Here is a 20387-nt window from a genome sequence, read left to right as displayed (position 1 = left end):
CGTCGGGGCCGAGTACGGCGTGCCGTCCCAGCGCTCGACGGCGATCCAGGACAGGCCCCAGGCGATGGCCAGGGCCACCGCCACGGGCCCGCCGCCCCGCACTGCCAGGGTGACGCCGATGACGCCGACCACCACGAGGACGCCGACGGCCCACCAGTCGGCGGCGATCCCGGCGCCGTCGAACCCGGCGCTGGTCAGGGCCGCCGCGATGTTGGCCGCCGTGGCCACGCAGACCCAGCCGAGGTAGACGCCCAGCACGCCGTCGACCAGGACCCGGTCGAGCACCCCGGCGGCGCGGGTGCGCAGCAGGATCAGGAAGACCCGGACGAGCAGCGTGAGCAGCGCGGCGATGACCAGCACGCTCACCCAGAGCCACCCGGCCTGGACCACGAGGATCCACGTCGCGTTGAGCAGCATGGTGCCGGCGACCGGGAGCCGCAGGCGGCGCTGGCGCTCCTGCGCCGCCTGCGTCGGCGCGTCGAACCACTGCAGCAGCGTGTACCCGGCGAGCCCGACGTAGACGACGGTCCACACCGAGAACGCCGCGGACGCCGGGGCGAGCAGCGTGGCGTCGGTGTCCAGCGCTCCCCCGGCGGCCGCGTTGACGGACGTGCCACCGAACACGCCTACGCCGATCATGGAACCGATGACGCAGACCACGAAACTGACGGTGACGACGATCCGCCGGACCAGGTCGTGCGACGTGCTCTGTGCCATGGAGCCCTCCTCGGGACGGGCCGGGCGGCCCCCTGTACCTGCCCCAGCAGGCAACCGCCCGGCGAATATGCCTAGCCTATCTAGTAAATCGCTCGGCTTCCTGTTTTGGAGAAAGGTTGGTGTCCTCACATGTCCCGAGTACTCGTCACCGGAGCCACCGGATACATCGGCGGGCGGCTCGTGCCCGAGCTGCTGGCCGCCGGGTACGACGTGCGCGTGCTGGCCCGGCACCCCGAACGGATCGCCTCGCGCGACTGGTCCGGCGACGTCGACGTGGTCGAGGGCGACGCCACCTCGCGCGCCGACCTGCGGCGGGCGCTCGACGGCGTCGACGTCGCGTACTACCTGATCCACGCGCTGGGGGCCGGGCCCGGGTTCGCCGAGCGCGACCGCAGCACCGCCCGCGGCTTCGCCGTCACGGCGCGCGAGGTCGGCGTGGGCCGGGTGGTCTACCTCGGCGGCCTCTACCCGGACGGCGAGAAGCTCTCGCCCCACCTTGAGTCGCGCCGCGAGGTCGAGGAGATCCTGCTCGACGGCGGCGCCACCACCATCGTGCTGCGGGCGGCCGTGATCCTCGGCTCGGGCAGCGCGTCGTTCGAGATGATGCGCTACCTCACCGAGCGGCTGCCGGCGATGATCGCGCCGCGCTGGATCAACAACCGCATCCAGCCCATCGCCGTGCGCGACGTGCTGCGCTACCTGGTGGGCGCGGCGTCGATCCCGGCCGGGGTCAGCCGCGGCTTCGACATCGGCGGGCCGGACATCCTCACGTACCGCGAGATGATGCAGCGCTATGCCGCCGTCGCCGGGCTGCGCCCGCGCCTGATCCGCGCCGTCCCGGTGCTGACCCCGCGGCTGGCCAGCCTCTGGGTGGGCCTGGTGACACCCGTCCCGCCGGGCATCGCGCGGCCGCTGGTGGGCTCGCTGGTGCACGAGGTGGTGGCCCAGGAGGACGACATCAAGCAGTACGTGCCCGACCCGCCCGAGGAGCTCATCGACTTCGACGCGGCGGTCGCGCTGGCCCTGACCCGCATCCGGGACCTCGACGTGCGCACGAGCTGGGTGTCCGCCTCGACGCCGGGGGCGCCGTCCGACCCCCTGCCCGACGACCCCGACTGGGCCGGCGGGAGCCTGCTCGTCGACGACCGCTCCAGCCGGGTGGACACCACGAGCGAGGCGCTCTGGTCGGTCATCGAGGGCATCGGTGGCGCCCACGGCTGGTACTCCTGGCGGCTGGGCTGGGTGGCGCGCGGCGCCATGGACCGCCTGTTCGGCGGCCCTGGTCTGCGCCGCGGACGCCGGCACCCGAACCAGCTCGCACCCGGCGACGCGCTCGACTGGTGGCGGGTCGAGAAGATCGAGCCCGGCCGCCTGCTGCGGCTGCGCGCCGAGATGCGCCTGCCGGGCCTGGCCTGGCTCGAGCTGTCGGTCGAGGACGCGGACGCGACCCGGCCGACCTTCCGCCAGCGCGCCGTCTTCCTGCCCCGCGGGCTGCCCGGCCAGCTCTACTGGTGGGCGATCAGCCCGTTCCACGGCATCGTGTTCGGCGGCATGCAGCGCAACATCGCCCAGGCCGCGGCCCACGCGGCGCGGTCATGACGCCGACGGCGTCCGCGACCGGGAGTCCGGGCGCCCGTCGGTCTCCGGCGTCGCGCGGGACCGCCGGCGGCGGCCGCCGAGCCGCGAGGCGCCGCCCGGGACGCTCGCGTCCCAGGCCCGGGCGACGCCGAGGTGCCGCAGGTGGCCGTCCGTCACCGTGACGCCGTCGGGCCCTATCCAGTGCTCCAGGCCGAACCGCGCGTCGGTCGCGGCGTCCCAGCGGCGCATGAACGGCGTGCCGTTGTCGGTGATGACCACCGACCCGTAGGTGGCGGGCAGCGGCTCGGCCGGCAGGTGGATCACCGTGTAGACCCCGGCGAGGTCGGACGGCCCGACGGACGAGACGCTGTACCAGTTGCCGTCCGTGTCCCGTTGGATCGCGTACCCGCTCGCGTCGAGGGCGACGCTCAGGTGCGGCAGGTCGGCGTCGAGAAGCTCCTGGCTGTTCTGGTACACGGTGCCGACCTGTGCTGCCTGGGTCATCGCGAAGGTCTCCTTGAGGTCGGATCGGGGATATTCACCCATCCAAGCGGATTAGTCGCGATTTGGCTGGTCTAGTTGAGATCTACGGCTCCGTGAGGTCGCACACCCTGGTTCTTCGGCCGCCCAGGGTGCAGAGTGGAGACAGCGGTGTCCGGCGCCTCGTCCCAGCGACGTCTTGATGCCACGCGAGTCGGCCGGCCGGCCGACCCGGCTCCGTAGACGGGACAGGCGTGAACGACACCCAGCCCTCGCCGGACGCGGTCGAGGCCGCGCTGGCGCCCGGCCACCGTGTGCCCGTGGGCCGCTACCGGCTCGATCTCGCCACGGGCCGCTGGGCCTGGTCGGACGAGGTCTTCGCCATGCATGGCTTCAGCCCGGGCGAGGTGGTGCCCACGACCGAGCTGGTGCTCGCCCACAAGCATCCGGACGACCGGCACCGCGTCGACCACGTCCTGCGGATCGCGGCCGCGACCGGTCTGCCGTTCAGCTCTGTGCACCGCATCATCGACGCGCAGGGCCGCACCAGGACGCTCGCGGTCACCGGCCAGGCCAAGCGCGACGCCTCGGGTGCGATCACCGAGCTCACCGGGTACTTCATCGACGTCACGGCGGCGAGCCGCGAGCAGGCGCAGCGCGAGGCGTCGGCCTCCATCCGCGCGTCGGCGGAGAGCCGGGCGTCCATCGAGCAGGCCAAGGGCGTCCTCATGGTCAGCTTCGGCGTCGCGGACGACGAGGCGTTCGCGCGGCTGCGGGAGGCGTCCAACCAGCTCAACGTGCCCGTGCGGGCCCTCGCCGCCGGCCTCGTCGAGTGGTTCGCCGACCCGGAGATGACCCAGTTCCCGACCCCCGAGCAGGTCGAGGCGTTCCTCGCCGCCCAGGTGGGCGGCGAGGACCGCGGCTGATCAGCCGACCAGCCGGAAGATCGGGAAGACGCGCCCCTCCGCGGTCTTCTCGTACTCCGCGAAGCCGGCCGAGAACCCCTTGAACCGCGCCCACATGGCGTCGCGCGCCTCGCCGGACAGCTCCTCGACCTTGGTCCGCACGGTCTCGACGGGCTCGCCCGGCACCTCGATGTCGACCTGCTCGGCCCGCCGCAGGCCGTAGACCCACGCGGGGTTCCTGGGCGAGCCACCGGCGCTCCCCACGATGTACCGGGCGCCCTCCTCCTGGATCGCGGCGAGCGGGGCGATGCGGATGCTGCCGTCCTTGCGCGGCACGTGCACGAGCACGAGCCCCTTGCCGAACCGCACGGGTTCGTTGACCTCGCCGCCGTTGGCGCGGAAGGTGTCGACGATCTGCTGATTGAAGTCCATGCCCGGGGCAACGCGGCCGCGGCGGGCAGCATTCCACGAGGTCACGGGCCAGTTCGGAGCCAGGTCTTGCGTAACGATATATCTTTGATCTATCTTTAGAGCGTCGGTTGAGCCACGCGTTCCCGACCGGCAGGACGTACGAGACGCCGTAGTGCGCGAGATCGCGCACCGCCTCGCCCCGCCGCTACACGTAGGAGACAGATCATGCGTACACACGACAACCACTCACAGAACGCCGGTTCCTCCGGCCGCCGCGACGGACGCCGCCGCGGCTTCCTGCCCACCTTCGACGGCCCGATGTTCGGGCCCGCGTACGCGATGGCCAGCGGTCCCGGCATCCCGGACGACCGTGGCGACCGCTACGACGACCAGGAGCGCCCTCGCCGAGGTCCGCGCGGCGGCGGGCGTGGCGGCTTCGGTCCGGGCTTCGGCCCGCGCGACTTCGGACCGGGCTTCGGCCCGGGCGGCCCCCACGGCGGCGGACGCCGCGGCCCCCGTGGCCCGCGCCGCGCCGGCCGCGGTGAGATCCGCGCCGCGATCCTGCTGCTCCTCGCCGAGCAGCCGATGCACGGGTACCAGATCATCGGCGAGCTGGCCGACCGGACGGACGGCCGCTGGCGCCCCAGCGCGGGCGCCGTCTACCCGGCGCTGTCGCTGCTCGCCGACGAGGGCCTCGTCGTCCTCTCGGAGGACGGCGGCCGCAAGCTCGCCACGCTGACCGACGAAGGCACCGCCTACGTCGAGCAGCACAAGGACGAGCTCGGCACCCCGTGGGAGCAGGTCGGGCACGGCCACGGCCGCGAGCTGCGGCACGAGGTCCGCGCCCTGGCCGACGCCGTCGAGCAGGTCGCCCGCACCGGCACGCCCGAGCAGGTGGCCGCGGTCACGAAGCTGCTCGAGAAGGCCCGCCGCGAGGTCTACCTGACCCTCGCGGGCGAGGCGCCGACGTCGGACAGCTGACCGGCACGCACGAGCCGCCGTCGGGTCGCCCTCGCGGGCGGTCAGGCGGCGGCCTCGCGCTCCCCCACGAAGCGGCGCGTCCAGTCGAGCCCGGACATGCCGCGCACGTCGCAGTCGTAGACGTGCTTGTTGTGCTCGGCGGCCTCGGTGAGGCGTTCGAGCTGCTCGGGCGTGAAGACCGGGATCCGGCCCAGGAGCGGCATCACGGAACGCGTGAAGTTCCACGTCCGCGAGTCGTGGAACGCGCGGCTGAGGTGCTCGGCGAGCGCGCCGTGCAGCGCGGGGATCGCGACGAGCGCCGCCATCAGCGAGTCCGCCACGTTCTCCGGGTCGGCGGCGGCGCACGGGACCGACTGGTACTTGCCGAGCAGCCCGTACGGCTGCGCCCCGAAGGCCAGGGGCACGGCCGGCACGCCGCGACCCAGGACCCACCCGACCTCCTGGTCGCACCACTCGCTGGCGCAGAACTCGCCGACGACGAAGGCCGCGAGCGCGTCGCAGTCGGTGAGCGCCGCCTCCACGACGTCCTGCCACTGCGCCGTCGGGCTGATCGAGGTGTGCGCCACGAAGCCCTGCACGCGGTACGGCCGCAGGGCCTGGCTCACCTCGTCGACCAGGCCCTTCTGGTCCGACAGGTGGCTCATGAAGATCTTGAGCCCGTCGCCGTCGAACGGTGACCGCTCGGCGATCACCAGGCGCTGGTAGAGCCCCTGCAGACTGCTGAGCGGCGTGGCGTCCAGCACGCCGACCAGGTACGAGTGCGCGTCCTCGACGACGCCGACGCTCGCCACGGAGAGCTCGTAGTCGTCGAGGACGGACCGCATCTCGGTCAGGGTCTGCTTGCCGAGCGCCGCGGCGCACGCCTCGACCATCGCGCTGCGCCGGTTGGACGTCATGCTCATACCTTCAGGTTGCCTGAACTTGACCGTCGCGCCTTTTCACCTCGGACATACAGGGAGCAACCCGCCCAGGCTGGAGCCGTCAGCCCACCAGGTCGCCCGCGTGCCGGACCACCGGCGCCTCGCCCCGGACGGCCGCGGCGACCGTGGCCGCGAACGCCGGGTCGGTGCCCGAGATCCGCAGGGTGACCGACTCCCCCGGCAGCAGCGTGACGAGCGCGTCGCTCGCGGCGGCCCCGGCGTCGAGCCGGTCGGCGTGCAGGGTCAGGTCGCGCACGAACGTGTCGCTGGTGACCGTCACCTCGACGTCGCCGTCGGGGAGCGGCTCGGCGACGACGTCGAGCCGCGGGCTCGGGTAGGCGAGGTCGCGGTCCACGGTGAAGTACCGCCAGGCCCGGGCCGCGCCGTCGACGTCGGCCACGAGGAGCTCGGCGGCGGCGTCGCCGGGCCGCGCCAGGTCCGGGCCGAGGGCCACGGTCTCGCCCGCCACGGAGCCGACGTCGAACGTGACCGCCTGCTCGGCGAGCACCAGGCCGTCGAGGCCGACACGGCGCACGGTCGCCGACCCCGACCACTCCTCGACGCCGTCGTTGACCAGCACGAGCGCGAGGCCGCCGTCCCGCGGCTGGATCGTGGCGAGCCGCGGGGCGAAGGCCGCGCGGACGGCGAACCAGGCGGGCCGGCGCCGTCCGGCGGAGTCGACGACGGCCCAGGACGCGACCGGCCAGCAGTCGTTGAGCTGCCACACGATCGAGCCCATGTTCACCGGCCGCAGCGAGCGGAAGTGCTCGATCGCGAAGGTCAGGGCGCGCGCCTGGTTGAGCTGCATCGCCCAGTGCCAGTCGGCCATGTCCGTGGGCTCGTCGAAGTAGGGCGCCAGGCCGCGCGCCAGCTTGAGCGAGCCGTCGACCGCCTTCTGGTGGTGCAGCACGCCCTCGGAGTCGGGCCGCAGCGGGTCGTCGTGCACGGCGTCGGTCAGGGTGCGCCAGGCGGGCGGGCCCTGCCAGCCGAACTCCGAGACGAACCGCGCCCGGTCCTCCAGGAACACCTGGTAGCCCTGCTCGTTCCAGCCGTCCCACAGGTGCACCACGCCCCGGGAGCGGTCGTTCGAGTACACCTCGGGGGTGCCCGAGTACGGGCTGCCCGGCCAGTAGAAGGCGTGCGGGCTGACCTCCGCCACCACCTGCGGCAGCACCTCGAGGTAGTACCGCTCGCCCCAGGGCCGGTCGCCGAGGCGCTCCTTCCAGCCCCAGTCGTCCCAGCCGAGCCAGTTCTCGTTGTTGCCGTTCCAGATCGCCAGCGAGGGGTGCGACATCAGGCGCACCACGTTCTCGCGCGCCTCGGCCGCGACCTCCTCGAGCATCCACTCGTGCTCGGGGTAGGGCGCGCACGCGAAGGCGAAGTCCTGCCAGACGAGGAACCCGAGCTCGTCGCACTGCGCGTAGAAGTCGTCGGACTCGTACAGGCCGCCGCCCCACACCCGCAGGATGTTGGCGTTCGCCTCGGCGGCGTCGCGCAGGCGGGCGGCGACGTCGTCGTGCGTGACGCGGTGCGGGAAGCAGTCGTCCGGGATCCAGTTGAAGCCGAGCGCCGCGACGGGGCGCCCGTTGACCACGAACGCGAACGACTCGCCGTCCGCGTCCGCCTCGCGGCGCACCTCGACGGACCGGAAGCCGACGCGCCGGTCGTCGGCGTCGAGCGCCTCGCCGGTGACGCGGTCGAGCAGCCGGACCTCGACGTCGTGCAGGGGCTGCGCCCCGGAGCCCCGCGGCCACCACAGGTCGGCGTGCTCGATCGGCACCTCGACCACGAGCCGCGCCGACGTCTCCGCGGCGGGCACGACGACGCTCTGGGACGCACCGGCCACCCGCACGACCAGCTCGGCGTCGTGCGCCGTCGTCGTCCGTTCGAGCTCGACGCCCACCTCGACGACGCCGCGCCAGCCGGCGGCGCCCTGCTCGGCGCGCACCTCCACGCGGGTCTCGGCCAGCCGCGCGACCGACCACGACTCGATGCGCACCGGGCGCCAGAGGCCGGCGGTGACCAGGGTGGGACCCCAGTCCCAGCCGAAGTTGCAGGCCATCTTGCGGATGTGCGCCGACGGCGAGTCGAACGCGCGCCGCGCCTCGTCGTCCAGGGCGTCGAACGGCCCCCAGGGCGAGTCGAACACCACGGCGACGTCGACGGCGTCGGCCGAGTCCAGGGGCACCCGGTAGGAGCGGAACATGTTGCGGGTGCGCAGGCGGCGGGCGCCGTCCACGAACACGGTGGCGAGCGTGTCCAGCCCGTCGAGCACCAGGTCGGTGCGCTCGGCCGGCGCCGTGGCGGGCAGCGTCGCCTGGTAGCGCCAGCCCGAGCGGCCGATCCACGGGGTCAGCAGCTCGTTGCGGTCGAGGTACGGGTCCTCGATGAGGCCTGCGGCCAGCAGGTCGGTGTGGACCGTGCCGGGCACCGTGGCGGTCACGGGGAGCTGGGCGAGGACCGCGGCGTCGGCGTCGGCCGCGGCCGTCTCGACGTGCAGGGTCCAGGGTCCGGGCGCGGCGGTGCGCGTGAGCATGAGAGCCACCAGGGGGTGTCGGAGCGGGCGGAGCGAGACGAGCGTCCAAGAGTTTCTTTCCGTTGTCAAGCAACTACGTCCGGACCCTTGCGCCCGGGCCCGGGCTGTGGTTATTTGATCGCGTCAAGAAATGATGGGGCCCGCCGGGCCCCGTCGCGCGCTGGAACAGTGCCGTTCCGCACGTCGCCACTGCGCGTCCTCGCCAAGGATGGAGAGCACCTTCCATGACAAGCCCCCGACGCCTGCTCCGGCAGGCGCTGTGCGGACTCGCCACCGTCGGCCTCGTGGTCGCCGGAACCGCCGGCCCCGCGGTCGCCACGGCGCCCGCTCCCCCGCCGCCCGTGCCCCGCGTCGAGCCCGGCGACCTCGCCACGGCGCCGTACATGGGCTGGAGCAGCTTCAGCATGCAGGTCTACAGCGGCGACGGCCGCTGGATCGACGCCGACCAGCTCATCGCCCAGTCCGACGCCATGCACACCAAGCTGCAGCGCTTCGGCTACGACCGCATCAACGTCGACGCGGGCTGGAACGACGGCTTCGACGAGTTCGGCCGGCCCAGGCCCAGCACCTCGTTGTACCCGGACGGCCTGCAGGCCGTGATCGACCACGTGCACGACAACGGCCAGAAGTTCGGGCTGTACTTCATCCCCGGCATCGGGCCCGAGGTGTACGAGGCCGACCTGCCCGTGTGGAACGCGCCGGGCTGCAGCACCGGCGACATCGTCAAGCAGCCGCTCACCAAGGCGGACTACTGGGGCATCGGCTGGGCGCTCGACTTCGACAACCCCTGCACCACGAAGTACATCGACTCCGTCGGCGCGCTCCTGGGCGACTGGGGCGTGGACTTCGTCAAGTTCGACAGCGTGACCCCCGGCTCGGGCATCGGCGACCTGTCGCTCGACGCCCGCCGCGACGTCGCGGCCTGGTCCGACGCGCTGCACAGCCGCGACATCTGGTTCGAGCTGTCCTGGGCGCTCGACCCGCGCTACGCCGACTACTGGCGCGAGAAGGCCGACGGCTGGCGCCTCGACTGGGACGTCGAGTGCTACTGCGAGAACGAGGCCCTGACGACCTGGCCCAACATCGCGCGCCTGTTCCCCAAGGCCGAGCAGTGGTGGCGGTACACCGGCCCGGGCGGGTTCGGCGACCTCGACTCGCTCAACGTGGGCAACGGCCGCATGGACGGCCTCACCCAGGACGAGCGCCGCACCGCGACCAGCCTCTGGGCCATCTCCGCGGCGCCGATGTACACCGGCAACGACCTCACGCAGCTCGACACGTTCGGGCTCGGCCTGCTGACCAACGAGGAGGTCATCGCGATCAACCAGGCCGCGATCCCGGCGCGGCCGGTCTCGACCGCGGGCAAGCGGCAGGTCTGGTACTCGCTGCAGGACGACGGCAGCTACGTGGTCGGGCTGTTCAACCTCGGCTCGACCGACGCCGACGTCACGGCGAGCTGGGCGGACCTCGGGCTCGGCGACGGCCGGCACAAGGTGCGCGACGTGTGGGCGAAGAAGAACCTCGGCTCCTTCGCGGACGGGTTCACGGCCACCGACGTGCCGCCGCACGGCGTGCGCCTGCTGCGCGTGACGCCCGCCGGCGCCGCCGCCTCGACGGTGAACGACGACGCCATCCAGATCGGCTACGGCAGCGACTGGGCGCGCAACGGGAACGAGGAGGTCGCGGCGACGTCGCAGGACCTCGCCGTGACGGTGGTGCCCGACGGCGAGGAGCCGCCCGCCCCGGGCGACACCGGCAAGCGGGTCGCGGAGCTGAACGACGACGCGTCCGAGATCTCGTACTCCGGGAGCTGGAGCCACAGCACGGGCCGCGGCCTGGGCGACCACGAGGACGACGTGCACTGGACCGAGAAGGACGGCGACGCCTTCGAGCTGACCTTCCGGGGCACGGGCGTGTCCTACGTGACCGAGCGCGACGAGTCGCAGGGCGAGGTCGCGGTCTACCTGGACGGCGAGCTCGTCGACACGGTCGACGCGTCGCTGCCCGCCGGGACGCCGCGCGAGAGCCAGGCGGTCGTGTGGTCCACGACGGACCTCGACAACGGCGAGCACACGCTGCGCGTGGAGAAGAAGAACGGCCGGTTCATGCTGCTGGACCGGGTCGACGTCGAGCAGGAGAACCTGGTGACGCCGAACGCGATCGTGGTGCCCGACGAGCAGGCCGAGGCGACGAGCGTCGAGCTCGGCCGCGACCCGGGCGAGCTCACGGCGATCCGGCACGGCGGAACGGTGCTGCGCAAGGGCACCGACTGGACCGCCGACGGGCAGTCGGTCGTGCTGTCGGCGGAGTTCCTGACGGCCCTGCCCGCGGGCGACACGGCGCTGACGTTCGCGTTCCGCGGGGACGGCGGCGACGACGTGCACACCGCGCGCGGCGAGGCGTGGACGGATCTCACGTTCACCGGCACCGGCGTCACGTGGATCGCGCCGACGGCGCCCGACCAGGGCCCCGTGCACGTCTACGTCGACGGCGTGCTGAAGCAGACCGTGGACACGAGCACGGCCGCGCGCCGCACCCAGCAGGAGCTGTTCTCGGTCTCCGGCCTCAAGCGTGGCAGCCACCGCATCGTGGTGGTGAACGGGTCCGACGCCCCGGTCCGGAGCGACGGCTTCCGCTTCACGCGCTAACAGGTGTCAGACGCTCAGATCCCTGGAGGGATCTGAGCGTCTGACGCGCGCCCTCACACGGCGGTGAGCTCCAGCACCAGGCCCGACGCCGGCTGCACCACCGGCAGGGTCACCCCGGCCGACACCAGGACGGCGCCCGGCACCCGGAAGCCTCCGGCGCGCCGGGCCTGCTCGAGCCACGCGGGCTCGCGGCCGTGCACGGCGGTGGGGCCGAACGCGTCCGGCACGCGCACCACGTAGTCGCGGTCCCGGTCGAGGCCCGGGAAGGGCACCCGGGCCACCTGCGGCCCGGCCGAGCTGGCCAGCCGCACCCACGCGAACAGCGCGTGGGTGCGGTCCTCGGACACCGTGCCGTGCAGCAGCGTCTGCTCGTCGGCGAGGTCGGCGTGCACGCGCACGCCCCCGTGCAGCAGGTCCCGCCGGGACTTCACGAACGCGGCCCACTGGGTGAGCCGCACCATCTCGTCCTCGGTGCAGCCCGTGATGTCCCACTCGATCCCCGGCGCCGCGAACGCCGCCGTCACCAGCCGGAACGACAGGTCGGTGACGCGGTTCGTGGTGTGCGCCCGCGCCGCGCCGACGTGCGAGCCCAGCAGCTCCGGCGGCAGCAGCACCTCGCTCCAGCGCTGGATCTGCTGGCGCTCCACGGGGTCGTTGCAGTCCGAGGTCCACACCCGCTCGGTGTGGTCCAGGATGCCGAGGTCCACGCGCCCGCCGCCCGCCGAGCAGCTCTCGATCTCCAGCGCCGGGTGCCGCTCGTGCAGCTCGTCGAGCAGGGCGTACAGCGCCAGCGTCTGCCGCCGCACCCCAGGCCGGTCCCCGGCGGCGCCGCCGCGGATCACGGCCTCGAGCAGGTCCCGGTTGTGGTCCCACTTGATGTAGTCGATGCCGTAGCGCTCCACGAGCGCCGAGATCGCGTCCAGCAGGTAGGCGTACGCGTCGGGGTGGGCGACGTCGAGCACGTACTGGTTGCGGAAGCTCGTGCCGACCCCGGCCGACGGCGCCAACAGCCACTCGGGGTGCTCGCGGGCCAGGTCGGAGTTCAGGCTGACCATCTCGGGCTCGAACCACAGCCCGAACTCCATGCCCGCCGCGCGCACCCGCGAGACGAACGGCTCAAGCCCGTCGGGCCAGACGGCGGTCTCGACCTGCCAGTCGCCGAGGCCCGCCGTGTCGTCGCGGCGACCCCGGAACCAGCCGTCGTCGAGCACGATGCGCTCCACGCCCACCCGGGCGGCGCGGTCCACGAGCTCGCTCAGGCGGCCCAGGTCGTGGTCGAAGTAGACGGCCTCCCACGTGTTGAGCACGAGCGGCTGCGGGCGGCGCCGCGGACGGCGCGCGCGGGTGCGGCGGTGGAACCGGTCGGCGATGCCGTCCAGCCCCGTGTCCGACCACGCGAACAGCACGTCGGGCGTCGTGTAGCTCTCCCCCGCGGCCAGCCGCACCTCGCCGGCGCGCAGCAGCTCGCCGCCGCCGAGCACGGCCGCGTGCGCGCCCGCGCCCTCGGACAGGCGCTGCACGATCCAGCGCTGGTCGCCGCTCCACGCCACGTGGGCCGCCCAGACCTCGCCCGACCGGTGGCCGAACCCCGGCGTGCCCGCGGCGACCAGGTACGGCGAGTCCGCCCCCGGCTTGCCCCGGCGCACCTCGCGCACGTGGTCGCCGTCCACCAGCGGCTGGCGCTGCGGCTGCCGCTCCCGGCTCCAGCGCCCGCTGAAGTCGAGCACCTCGGTCGCCCGGGCCGGCAGGGGCAGGAGCGCCGCGACGTGCGACAGGTCGTAGACCTCGCGCCCCGCGCCGCTCGCGCCGCCCTCGGCCCCCGGGGTCACGGTCCACCGCACCCGCAGGACGCCCGTCGCCTCCAGCTCCACCTCGGCCGTGAGCGCGAGGTCCGCGATCGGCTCGCGCACCCGCAGGCGCACCGTGCCGCCGGCGCCGTCGGCCGGGACCTCGACGTCCGCCGCCACGAGCTCCGGGCGCGGCGTGGTCGCCGTCCCGGCGCGGTGGCCCGCGATGCCCGGCAGGCCCGCCCAGGCGTCCCGCTCGACCGGCAGGAGGGTGACCGCCCGGGGCGTCTCCGGCGAGTTGGCGACCCGCGCGGTGGCCCCGGACTCGCGCAGCGCGTCCACACCCTCGGGGCCGAGGTCACCGAGGTCCGCACCCCAGTGCAGCACCTGGGGCATCACGCCCACGAGATCGAGCACGAGCGACACTCCGGCCGCGCGCAGCACCGCGTATCCATCACCAGCAGACATCTTCACCACCCCGAATCGACTTTCTTGACAGCGGAAACTTAGTCGCCCTACGCTTTCGGCGGCAAGCGAGGTGCCCACCTCCTGCAGCTCGACGACGAGGGATGAGGCCGATGGCGATCTCCACAACCACCCCGGCGCGCGGACGAACCGCGACCGGGCGTGACCACAAGACCGGGCCGGTGCGCCGCACAGGCTCGCCCGCCCACCGCGGGGACGCGCGGCTGGCGTGGGTTCTGATCGCACCCGCCGTCATCGGGTTCCTCGTGTTCGCCGCATACCCCACCCTGCGCGGCATCTACCTGAGCTTCACCGACTTCCGGGTGCTCACCCCGCCGGAGTGGACCGGCCTGGACAACCTGAAGCGGCTGGTGGCCGACGAGGTCTTCTGGCACTCGCTCGGCGTCACGGCCTACTTCGTGGTCCTGTCGGTCGTGATCGGCATGGCCCTCTCGGTCACCACCGCCGTGGTGCTGCACCGGCTGACGGCGTCGACCGCGCTCCGGGGAATCATCATCCTCCCGTTCCTCATCTCCGGGGTCGTCGCGGCCACCACGTGGTCCTGGATGCTCGACGCCCAGCTCGGCATCGTGAACATCGCGATCCGCCAGCTCGGCCTCGACCCCGTCTTCTTCCTGGGGTCCAGCAAGTGGGCCATCCCCACCATCGCGCTGATCAGCGTCTGGAAGGGCATGGGATACAACGCGATCATCGTGTTCGCGGGCCTGCAGACCATCCCGCCGACCATCTACGAGGCCGGCCGGATCGACGGCGCCAACGAGATGCAGATGTTCCGCCGCCTCACGCTCCCCCTGCTGCGGCCCGTGCTGGCGATGGTGCTGGTGCTGACGGTGATCGGCTCGTTCCAGGTGTTCGACCTCGTGGCCGTGACCACGCAGGGCGGCCCGGCCCGCGCGTCGAACGTGCTGCAGCTCTACATCTACGACAAGGCGTTCGGCCAGTTCGAGTTCGGCTACGCCGCGACCATGTCGCTCGCGCTGTTCGCGATGCTCATCACCATCACCTTCCTGCAGATGCGCCTGCTGCGCGCCGACGAGTCCGACACGAACTGAGGAACACGCATGTCCGCATCCGTCACAGCTCCGCCTGCCGTCGGCGCAGCACCCGCCGTACCCGCCCGCCGCAGGCCGTCGTCGGGCCGCCGCTTCAGCATGGGCCGCGCCGTCGCCTGGACCTACCTCGGCGGGGTCGTGCTGGTCACGCTCTTCCCGTTCTACTGGATCCTGCGGACGTCGTTCTCGAACAACTACTCGCTGATCACCCACCCGTCGTCGCTGCTGCCGGTGGACTTCACGCTCGGCGCGTTCCGCCGGGTGCTCGGCATCGCCACGTCGGCCGAGTCCCTGGCCGAGGGCGGCTCGGGCGCCAGCATCAACATCCTGCACTTCGCGCTGAACTCGCTGATCTTCGCGACGCTCTCGACCGTCCTGGTCGTGTTCTTCTCGCTGATCGCCGCCTACGCGTTCGCCCGTCTGCAGTGGCCCGGCCGGGACCTGGTGTTCTCCGTGCTGCTGACGGCGCTCATGGTGCCGGGCATCCTGACGCTGCTGCCGAACTTCGTGCTGATCAAGGACCTGGGCCTGCTCAACACGTTCGGCGGGCTGATCCTGCCGGGCGCGCTGTTCTCGGCGTTCAACATCTTCTTCCTGCGGCAGTTCATGCTCGGCCTGAGCGGCGAGATCGAGGAGGCCGCGCTGATCGACGGCGCCAGCCGCCTGCGCGTGCTGTTCCAGATCACGCTGCCCATGACGTCCGGCCCCGTGACCACCCTGTCGATCCTGGGCTTCATCGGCGCGTGGAACGACTACTTCTGGCCGCTCCTGGTGACCAGCGACGACAGCGTGCGGCCGCTCACGCTCGCCCTGGCCGTGTTCAAGCAGTCCTCGCCGCAGGCCGCACCCGACTGGGCCGGGCTGATGGCGGCCACGCTGGTCGCTGCCCTGCCGATGCTGGTGCTGTTCCTCGCGTTCGGCCGCCGGATCGTCGACTCCATCGGCTTCTCGGGGCTCAAGTGAGCACCGCACCCCGCCCCGTGCGCCTGCGCTGGACCGCCCCTGCCGCCCGCTGGACCGAGGCCACGCCCATCGGCGACGGCGCGATCGGCGGCATGGTCTTCGGCGACGCCCGCGGGCGCGTCGGCCTCAACGACTCGACGCTGTGGTCGGGCACCCCGGACGGCCCGCGCCGCGCCCTGGACGCCGTCCTGGCCGGCGGCGCCGGACCCGACCGGCTCGCCGAGGTGCGCGCCGCCGTCGCCCGGCAGGACGACGACGAGGTCGAGCGTCTGCTGCGCACCTTCGAGGGCCCGTGGAGCCAGGAGTTCCTGCCGCTGGGCCACCTCGACCTGGACCTCGGCCCGGCGGAGCTGACCGACTACGAGCGCGTGCTCGACCTCTCCCGCGCCGTGGTCGACGAGTCCTTCCTGATCGACGGCGTGCGCGTGCGCCGCAGCAGCTGGGTCGGCGCGGCCGACGGCGCGCTGGTCGTCGAGCTGGTGGCCGACGCCCCGGTGTCGGCCACGCTCCGCCTGCGCTCGCCGCTGCGGGTCGCTTCGACGCAGGTGCGGGGGCCGCAGGGCGGCACCGCGGGGCTGGGCCTGGTCGTCGAGGCGCCGGTCGACGGCGCGCCGGGGCACGAGCCGGACGCCGTCGCCCATGTCTGGGGCCCGGAAGCCGGCGAGCGCGAGGCCGCCTTCGACCCCGCAACGGCCGTGGCGGTGGCGCTGCGCACGGACGGGACAGCGACCGCGGTGCCCGCGGCCGAGGGCTCGCGCGACATCTCACTCACCGGCGCCCGCCGCGTGCTGCTCGCCGTGACGACCGAGACGAACGCCCGCCGCTGGTGGCGGCACGAGCCGACCGCCACGCGCGCCGAGCTGGCCGAGCGCGCCGCCGCGCACGCCGCCAAGGTGGTCGCGTCCGACGCCGTCAGCCTCCGCGCCCGGCACGAGGCCGACGCGGGAGCCCTGCTGGGCCGGTCCGCCCTGGAGCTCGGTGACAGCGCTGACCCCACCCCGCTCGACGTCGCCACCCTCCTCGCGGACGCCGACGACCGCGCCCTGGCCCCCGTTCTCTACGCGTACGGCCGGTACCTGCTCGTCTCGTCGTCGCGGCCCGGTTCGCCGCCCGCCAACCTGCAGGGCATCTGGAACGAGTCGATGCGGCCGCCGTGGTCGTCCAACTACACGATCAACATCAACACCCAGATGAACTACTGGCTGGCCGAGCGCACCGGCCTGGGCGAGCTGCACGTCCCGCTGCTCGACCTGCTCGAGCGCGTGGCCGAGACGGGCAGCGCCGTGGCGGACGCCCTGTACGGCGCGCGCGGCTGGGTGGCGCACCACAACACCGACCCGTGGGGCTGGGCGCTGCCCGTCGGCGCGGGCCACGGGGCGACGTCCTGGGCGTTCTGGCCGATGGGCGGCCTCTGGCTCGCCGACCACGCCTGGCAGCGCTGGGAGTACGGGCGCGACCGCGACGAGCTGGCCCGGCGCGTGCTGCCGCTGCTGCTCGGCGCGAGCGCCTTCGCGCTCGACTGGCTGGTGGCCGACGCCGACGGCGTGCTCGGCACCTCGCCGTCGACGTCGCCCGAGAACTCGTTCCGGCGTGCGGACGGGTCGGAAGGTTCGGTGTCGACGTCGTCGGCGATGGACCTGACCCTGATCCGGACGACGTTCGAGCGCACGCTCGCCGCGGCGGAGGCCGTCCCGGACGGCGTCGAGGAGCCCCTGCTGGCCGAGATCCGTGCCGCCCTGCCCCGCCTGGCCCCGGTGCGCGTGGCCGGCGACGGCACCGTGGCCGAGTGGGGCGCGGACGGCACCTCCACCGACCCGCACCACCGGCACCTGTCGCACCTGGTCGGGCTGTACCCGCTCACCGCGATCGACGTGGAGCGCACCCCGGAGCTGGCCGCGGCCGCGCGCCGCACGCTCGACGAGCGCGGTCCGGGCGCCATGGGCTGGTCGTGGTCGTGGAAGATCGCCCTGCGGGCCCGGCTGGGTGACGGCGACGTCGCGCGCGACCTGCTGCGCGAGGCCGCCCGCCCCTACCTCGACGACCCCGACGTGGACTCGCCCGTGGACGGCTCCGAGTGGGGCGGCCTGCTGCCCAACCTGTTCTCGACGCACCCGCCGTTCCAGATCGACGGCAACTACGGGCTGGCGGCCGCGATCGCGGAGCTGCTGGTCGGCGCCGGCGCAGGAACTCCCGAGGACCCGCTGCGCCTGCTCCCGGCCCTGCCCGCGGCGTGGCCGGACGGCCGGATCACCGGCATCCGCACGCGCGGCGGCGCCGCGGTGGACCTCACCTGGCGCGCCGGCCACCCCGCCACGCTCCGCCTGCGGGACGCCGTCGGCGCCGGGGTGCGCGACGTCGTCGTCGCCTTCGGCGGGCGCACGCACACCCTGCCCGTCGACGGCGCGGAGGTGCGGGCCGCGGACCTGTTCGGGGAGTCCGCATGACCCCGGACCCGCGCGAGGCCGCCCTGCGTGCCTACCGCTCGACGCAGGACCTCCCGGACGGCTTCGCCGGCTTCTGGCGCGACACCCTGCAGGAGGCCCGCCGGTTCGACGCTCCACCGGCCGTGACCCCGGTGGCCACGCCGCTGGACGCCGTCGAGGTGTTCGACGTGACCTTCCCCGGGTTCGCCGGCGACCCGGTGCGCGCCTGGCTGCGCCTGCCGCGGCACCGGGCGGGCCGGCTGCCCGCCGTCGTCCACTTCACGGGTTACGGCGCGGGCCGCGGGCACGCGATCGACGACCTGACCTGGGCGGCTGCGGGCTACGCCCACCTCGTCATGGACACGCGCGGCCAGGGCGACGGCTCGACGCCGGACGGGCCGTGGGGCGACAGCACCGGCTACGTGACGCGCGGCCTGGGCGACCCGGCGGGCTACTACTACCTGCGCGTGTTCACCGACGCGGCCCGCGCGGTCGACGCCGTCCGGCTGCTGCCGGGCGTGGACCCCGACCGGGTGGCGGTGCTCGGCAACAGCCAGGGCGCCGGGATCGCGCTGGCCGCGGGCTACCTGGCACCCGGCGTGGCCGCGGTGCTGGCGCAGGCCCCGTTCCTCGCGGACCTGCCGGGCGCGCTGACGCTGAGCCGCAACGGCCCCTACCGCGAGCTGGCCGACCTGCTGGCCCGGGACCGGGCGCGCCGCGAGCGCGCGCTGACCACGCTGCGCCACTTCGACGTCGTGAACTTCGCCCGCCTGGCCCACGCGCCCGCGTGGTTCTCCGCCGGGCTCGACGACGACATCACTCCCCCCGAAACCGTGTTCGCCGCGCACAACGAGTACGCGGCACAGCACGACATCGCCGTCTGGCCGGTCAACGGCCATGACGCCGGCGGCAGCCTCGACCGGCAGGGCGCGCTCGACGTGCTCGGCCGTGTGCTCGAGGCCGCCGTCGGCCCCACCAACCCGAACCGAACCCACCCGGTCCCTTGATCGAAGAGGAATCATGAAACCGAAGCACATGCTGAGCATCGTCGCTGCAGCCGCTGTCACCGTCTCGCTGGCCGCCTGCGCGGGCGGCCCGGCCGGCGGAGCGGCCGAGGAGGGCGCCCACGCGGGCACCGTCAACTGGTGGACCTGGGACGAGAAGCAGGCGGAGTCGTACAAGACCTGCCTGCCCGCGTTCCAGGAGAAGTACCCCGACATCACGGTGAACATCACCCAGTACGCGGTGGACGACTACTTCACCAAGCTCACCGCCGGCTTCGTCGCCGGCAACGCGCCGGACGCGTTCCAGAACAGCGTGGAGTTCCTCGACTCGTACGCGAAGCAGGGCCAGCTCGAGCCGCTCGACGACTACATCGCCGAGTCGGACTACGACCTGGGCGTGTTCAACGTGGGCGTCCCGGCGTTCACGTACACGGACGACAAGCAGTACGCGCTGCCGCTCGACTGGGCGGGCTCGGCGTTCTACTACAACAAGGACATGCTGAAGGACGCCGGCCTCACCGAGGACGACGTCGCGAACATGACCTGGAACCCGGAGGACGGCGGCACCTTCGACGAGGTCGTCTCGCACCTGACCGTCGACGAGAACGGCAAGCGCGGCGACGAGAAGGGCTTCGACAAGGACAAGGTCAAGGTCTACGGCATCGGGGCGCTCGGCACGAGCGACTACCTGGGCCAGACCACCTGGTACCAGTTCGCCGCCGCGACGGACTGGACCATGCGCGAGCCCGCGGCGTGGCCCACGTCCTTCGCGTTCGCCGACCCGACGTTCGTCGAGACCATGGACTACCTGCGCGGCCTGTCCGACCGTGGGCTGGCCCCGAAGTTCGGCCAGTTCACCGTCGGCGACACCGAGCAGCTCGGCTCCGGCTCGGTCGCGATGATCTCGGGCGGCTCGTGGTCGGCCACGACGTTCGCGAAGCTGCCCGACATGTCGGTCGGCATCGCGCCCAACGTGCTCGGCCCGGACGGCGAGACGCGCGTGGTCATGAGCAACTCCAACGGCAACATGCTGTGGTCGGGCAGCAAGGTCAAGCAGGCGGCCTGGGACTGGATCTCGTTCATGGGCACGGCCGACTGCCAGGAGAGCGCCGCGCTCACCTCGGGCTCGTTCTTCCCGTCCATCCCCTCGGCCATGGAGGCCCTGGCCGCGGACCAGCTCGAGAAGGGCGTCGACCTGAGCGTCTTCGTGGACTACTCGAAGAACGAGCAGCTCGAGCCGTCGCTGGCCTACCGCAACGGCGCCGAGCTCAAGTCGGAGCTGCAGCCCCTGTTCGAGGCGTACTACAGCCACCAGCGTGACGACGACGTGTGGCAGGAGGCCGCGGACAAGGCCCAGGAGATCCTTTCCAAGCAGTAGCACCCCCGGTCCGGGGGGGGCCGCGCCCCCCGGGCGCCCCCGGGCTGGGGGGCCCCCGCCAGGGCGGCACGGCGAGCGGCGGCACGAGCCGGCCGGGCCGGGGGCGCGTCCGCCCGCC

The 20387-nt window shown here is 73.2% G+C and carries 15 protein-coding genes; 9 read left to right on the top strand and 6 right to left on the bottom strand.

Features of this window, described 5'->3' with window-relative positions; genetic code table 11:
* The coding region (locus ACFU5G_RS20260) for a tryptophan-rich sensory protein (RefSeq protein WP_377248818.1) at window positions 1–717 on the bottom strand (717 nt) is incomplete at its 3' end.
* 129 nt (window positions 718–846) lie between these two features.
* On the opposite strand from ACFU5G_RS20260, the gene ACFU5G_RS20255 reads away from it, so the two are divergent.
* Window positions 847–2316, top strand: coding sequence for an SDR family oxidoreductase (locus tag ACFU5G_RS20255; protein WP_377248815.1), 1470 nt, complete (start codon window positions 847–849; stop codon window positions 2314–2316).
* Here the strand turns inward: ACFU5G_RS20255 and ACFU5G_RS20250 are convergent.
* Window positions 2311–2799, bottom strand: coding sequence for a hypothetical protein (locus ACFU5G_RS20250; protein WP_377248812.1), 489 nt, complete (start codon window positions 2797–2799; stop codon window positions 2311–2313). The genes ACFU5G_RS20255 and ACFU5G_RS20250 overlap by 6 nt on opposite strands.
* Window positions 2800–3029: 230 nt before the next feature.
* On the opposite strand from ACFU5G_RS20250, the gene ACFU5G_RS20245 reads away from it, so the two are divergent.
* A complete protein-coding gene (locus ACFU5G_RS20245; protein ID WP_377248809.1) occupies window positions 3030–3701 on the top strand; it encodes a PAS and ANTAR domain-containing protein in 672 nt (223 codons plus the stop codon).
* Here ACFU5G_RS20245 and ACFU5G_RS20240 read toward each other — a convergent pair whose 3' ends face one another.
* Complete coding sequence (locus tag ACFU5G_RS20240) at window positions 3702–4112, bottom strand: nitroreductase/quinone reductase family protein (RefSeq protein WP_377248806.1); 411 nt, start codon at window positions 4110–4112, stop codon at window positions 3702–3704.
* 204 nt (window positions 4113–4316) lie between these two features.
* On the opposite strand from ACFU5G_RS20240, the gene ACFU5G_RS20235 reads away from it, so the two are divergent.
* Window positions 4317–5072: a PadR family transcriptional regulator gene (locus ACFU5G_RS20235; RefSeq protein ID WP_377248803.1), complete on the top strand. Its 756-nt coding sequence runs from the start codon at window positions 4317–4319 to the stop codon at window positions 5070–5072.
* A 41-nt stretch (window positions 5073–5113) separates the two neighbouring features.
* On the opposite strand, the gene ACFU5G_RS20230 is transcribed toward ACFU5G_RS20235, so the two are convergent.
* Together ACFU5G_RS20230 and ACFU5G_RS20225 are read right to left on the bottom strand one after the other, a co-directional pair.
* Window positions 5114–5968: a TIR domain-containing protein gene (locus ACFU5G_RS20230; protein WP_377248800.1), complete on the bottom strand. Its 855-nt coding sequence runs from the start codon at window positions 5966–5968 to the stop codon at window positions 5114–5116.
* An 85-nt stretch (window positions 5969–6053) separates the two neighbouring features.
* Complete coding sequence (locus tag ACFU5G_RS20225) at window positions 6054–8528, bottom strand: glycoside hydrolase family 2 protein (RefSeq protein WP_377248797.1); 2475 nt, start codon at window positions 8526–8528, stop codon at window positions 6054–6056.
* 224 nt (window positions 8529–8752) lie between these two features.
* Between ACFU5G_RS20225 and ACFU5G_RS20220 the strand changes: the two genes are divergently transcribed.
* Window positions 8753–11176, top strand: coding sequence for a X2-like carbohydrate binding domain-containing protein (locus tag ACFU5G_RS20220; RefSeq protein WP_377248794.1), 2424 nt, complete (start codon window positions 8753–8755; stop codon window positions 11174–11176).
* A gap of 53 nt (window positions 11177–11229) precedes the next feature.
* Here the strand turns inward: ACFU5G_RS20220 and ACFU5G_RS20215 are convergent, their stop codons facing one another.
* Window positions 11230–13431 (bottom strand): alpha-galactosidase, encoded by a 2202-nt coding sequence (locus ACFU5G_RS20215; protein ID WP_377248791.1) that lies wholly within the window; start codon window positions 13429–13431, stop codon window positions 11230–11232.
* A gap of 110 nt (window positions 13432–13541) precedes the next feature.
* On the opposite strand from ACFU5G_RS20215, the gene ACFU5G_RS20210 reads away from it, so the two are divergent.
* Genes ACFU5G_RS20210 through ACFU5G_RS20190 form a run of 5 tightly spaced genes read left to right on the top strand, consistent with a single transcriptional unit; the run spans window position 13542 to window position 20269 of the window.
* Window positions 13542–14501, top strand: coding sequence for a carbohydrate ABC transporter permease (locus ACFU5G_RS20210; RefSeq protein WP_377248788.1), 960 nt, complete (start codon window positions 13542–13544; stop codon window positions 14499–14501).
* Window positions 14502–14510: 9 nt separating this feature from the next.
* Complete coding sequence (locus ACFU5G_RS20205; RefSeq protein ID WP_377248785.1) at window positions 14511–15464, top strand: carbohydrate ABC transporter permease; 954 nt, start codon at window positions 14511–14513, stop codon at window positions 15462–15464.
* The gene (locus ACFU5G_RS20200) at window positions 15461–17908 is read left to right on the top strand and encodes a glycoside hydrolase N-terminal domain-containing protein (protein ID WP_377248782.1); all 2448 of its coding nucleotides are present in this window, start codon (window positions 15461–15463) and stop codon (window positions 17906–17908) included. Before ACFU5G_RS20205 ends, ACFU5G_RS20200 begins: the two co-directional genes overlap by 4 nt.
* Window positions 17905–18894 carry an acetylxylan esterase gene (locus ACFU5G_RS20195; protein ID WP_377248779.1) on the top strand — a complete coding sequence of 330 codons (990 nt, stop codon included), beginning with the start codon at window positions 17905–17907 and terminating at the stop codon, window positions 18892–18894. The genes ACFU5G_RS20200 and ACFU5G_RS20195 overlap by 4 nt, the downstream gene beginning before the upstream one ends.
* Window positions 18895–18907: 13 nt before the next feature.
* Complete coding sequence (locus ACFU5G_RS20190; RefSeq protein ID WP_377248776.1) at window positions 18908–20269, top strand: ABC transporter substrate-binding protein; 1362 nt, start codon at window positions 18908–18910, stop codon at window positions 20267–20269.
* The last annotated feature ends 118 nt before the right edge of the window (window positions 20270–20387 follow it).

This window comes from Promicromonospora sp. NPDC057488 (assembly GCF_042802395.1).
In the GTDB taxonomy this organism is placed as follows: Bacteria; Actinomycetota; Actinomycetes; order Actinomycetales; family Cellulomonadaceae; genus Promicromonospora.
Note: the sequence above shows the minus strand (reverse complement) of the source record. Positions and strands in the feature narration are given on the sequence as shown.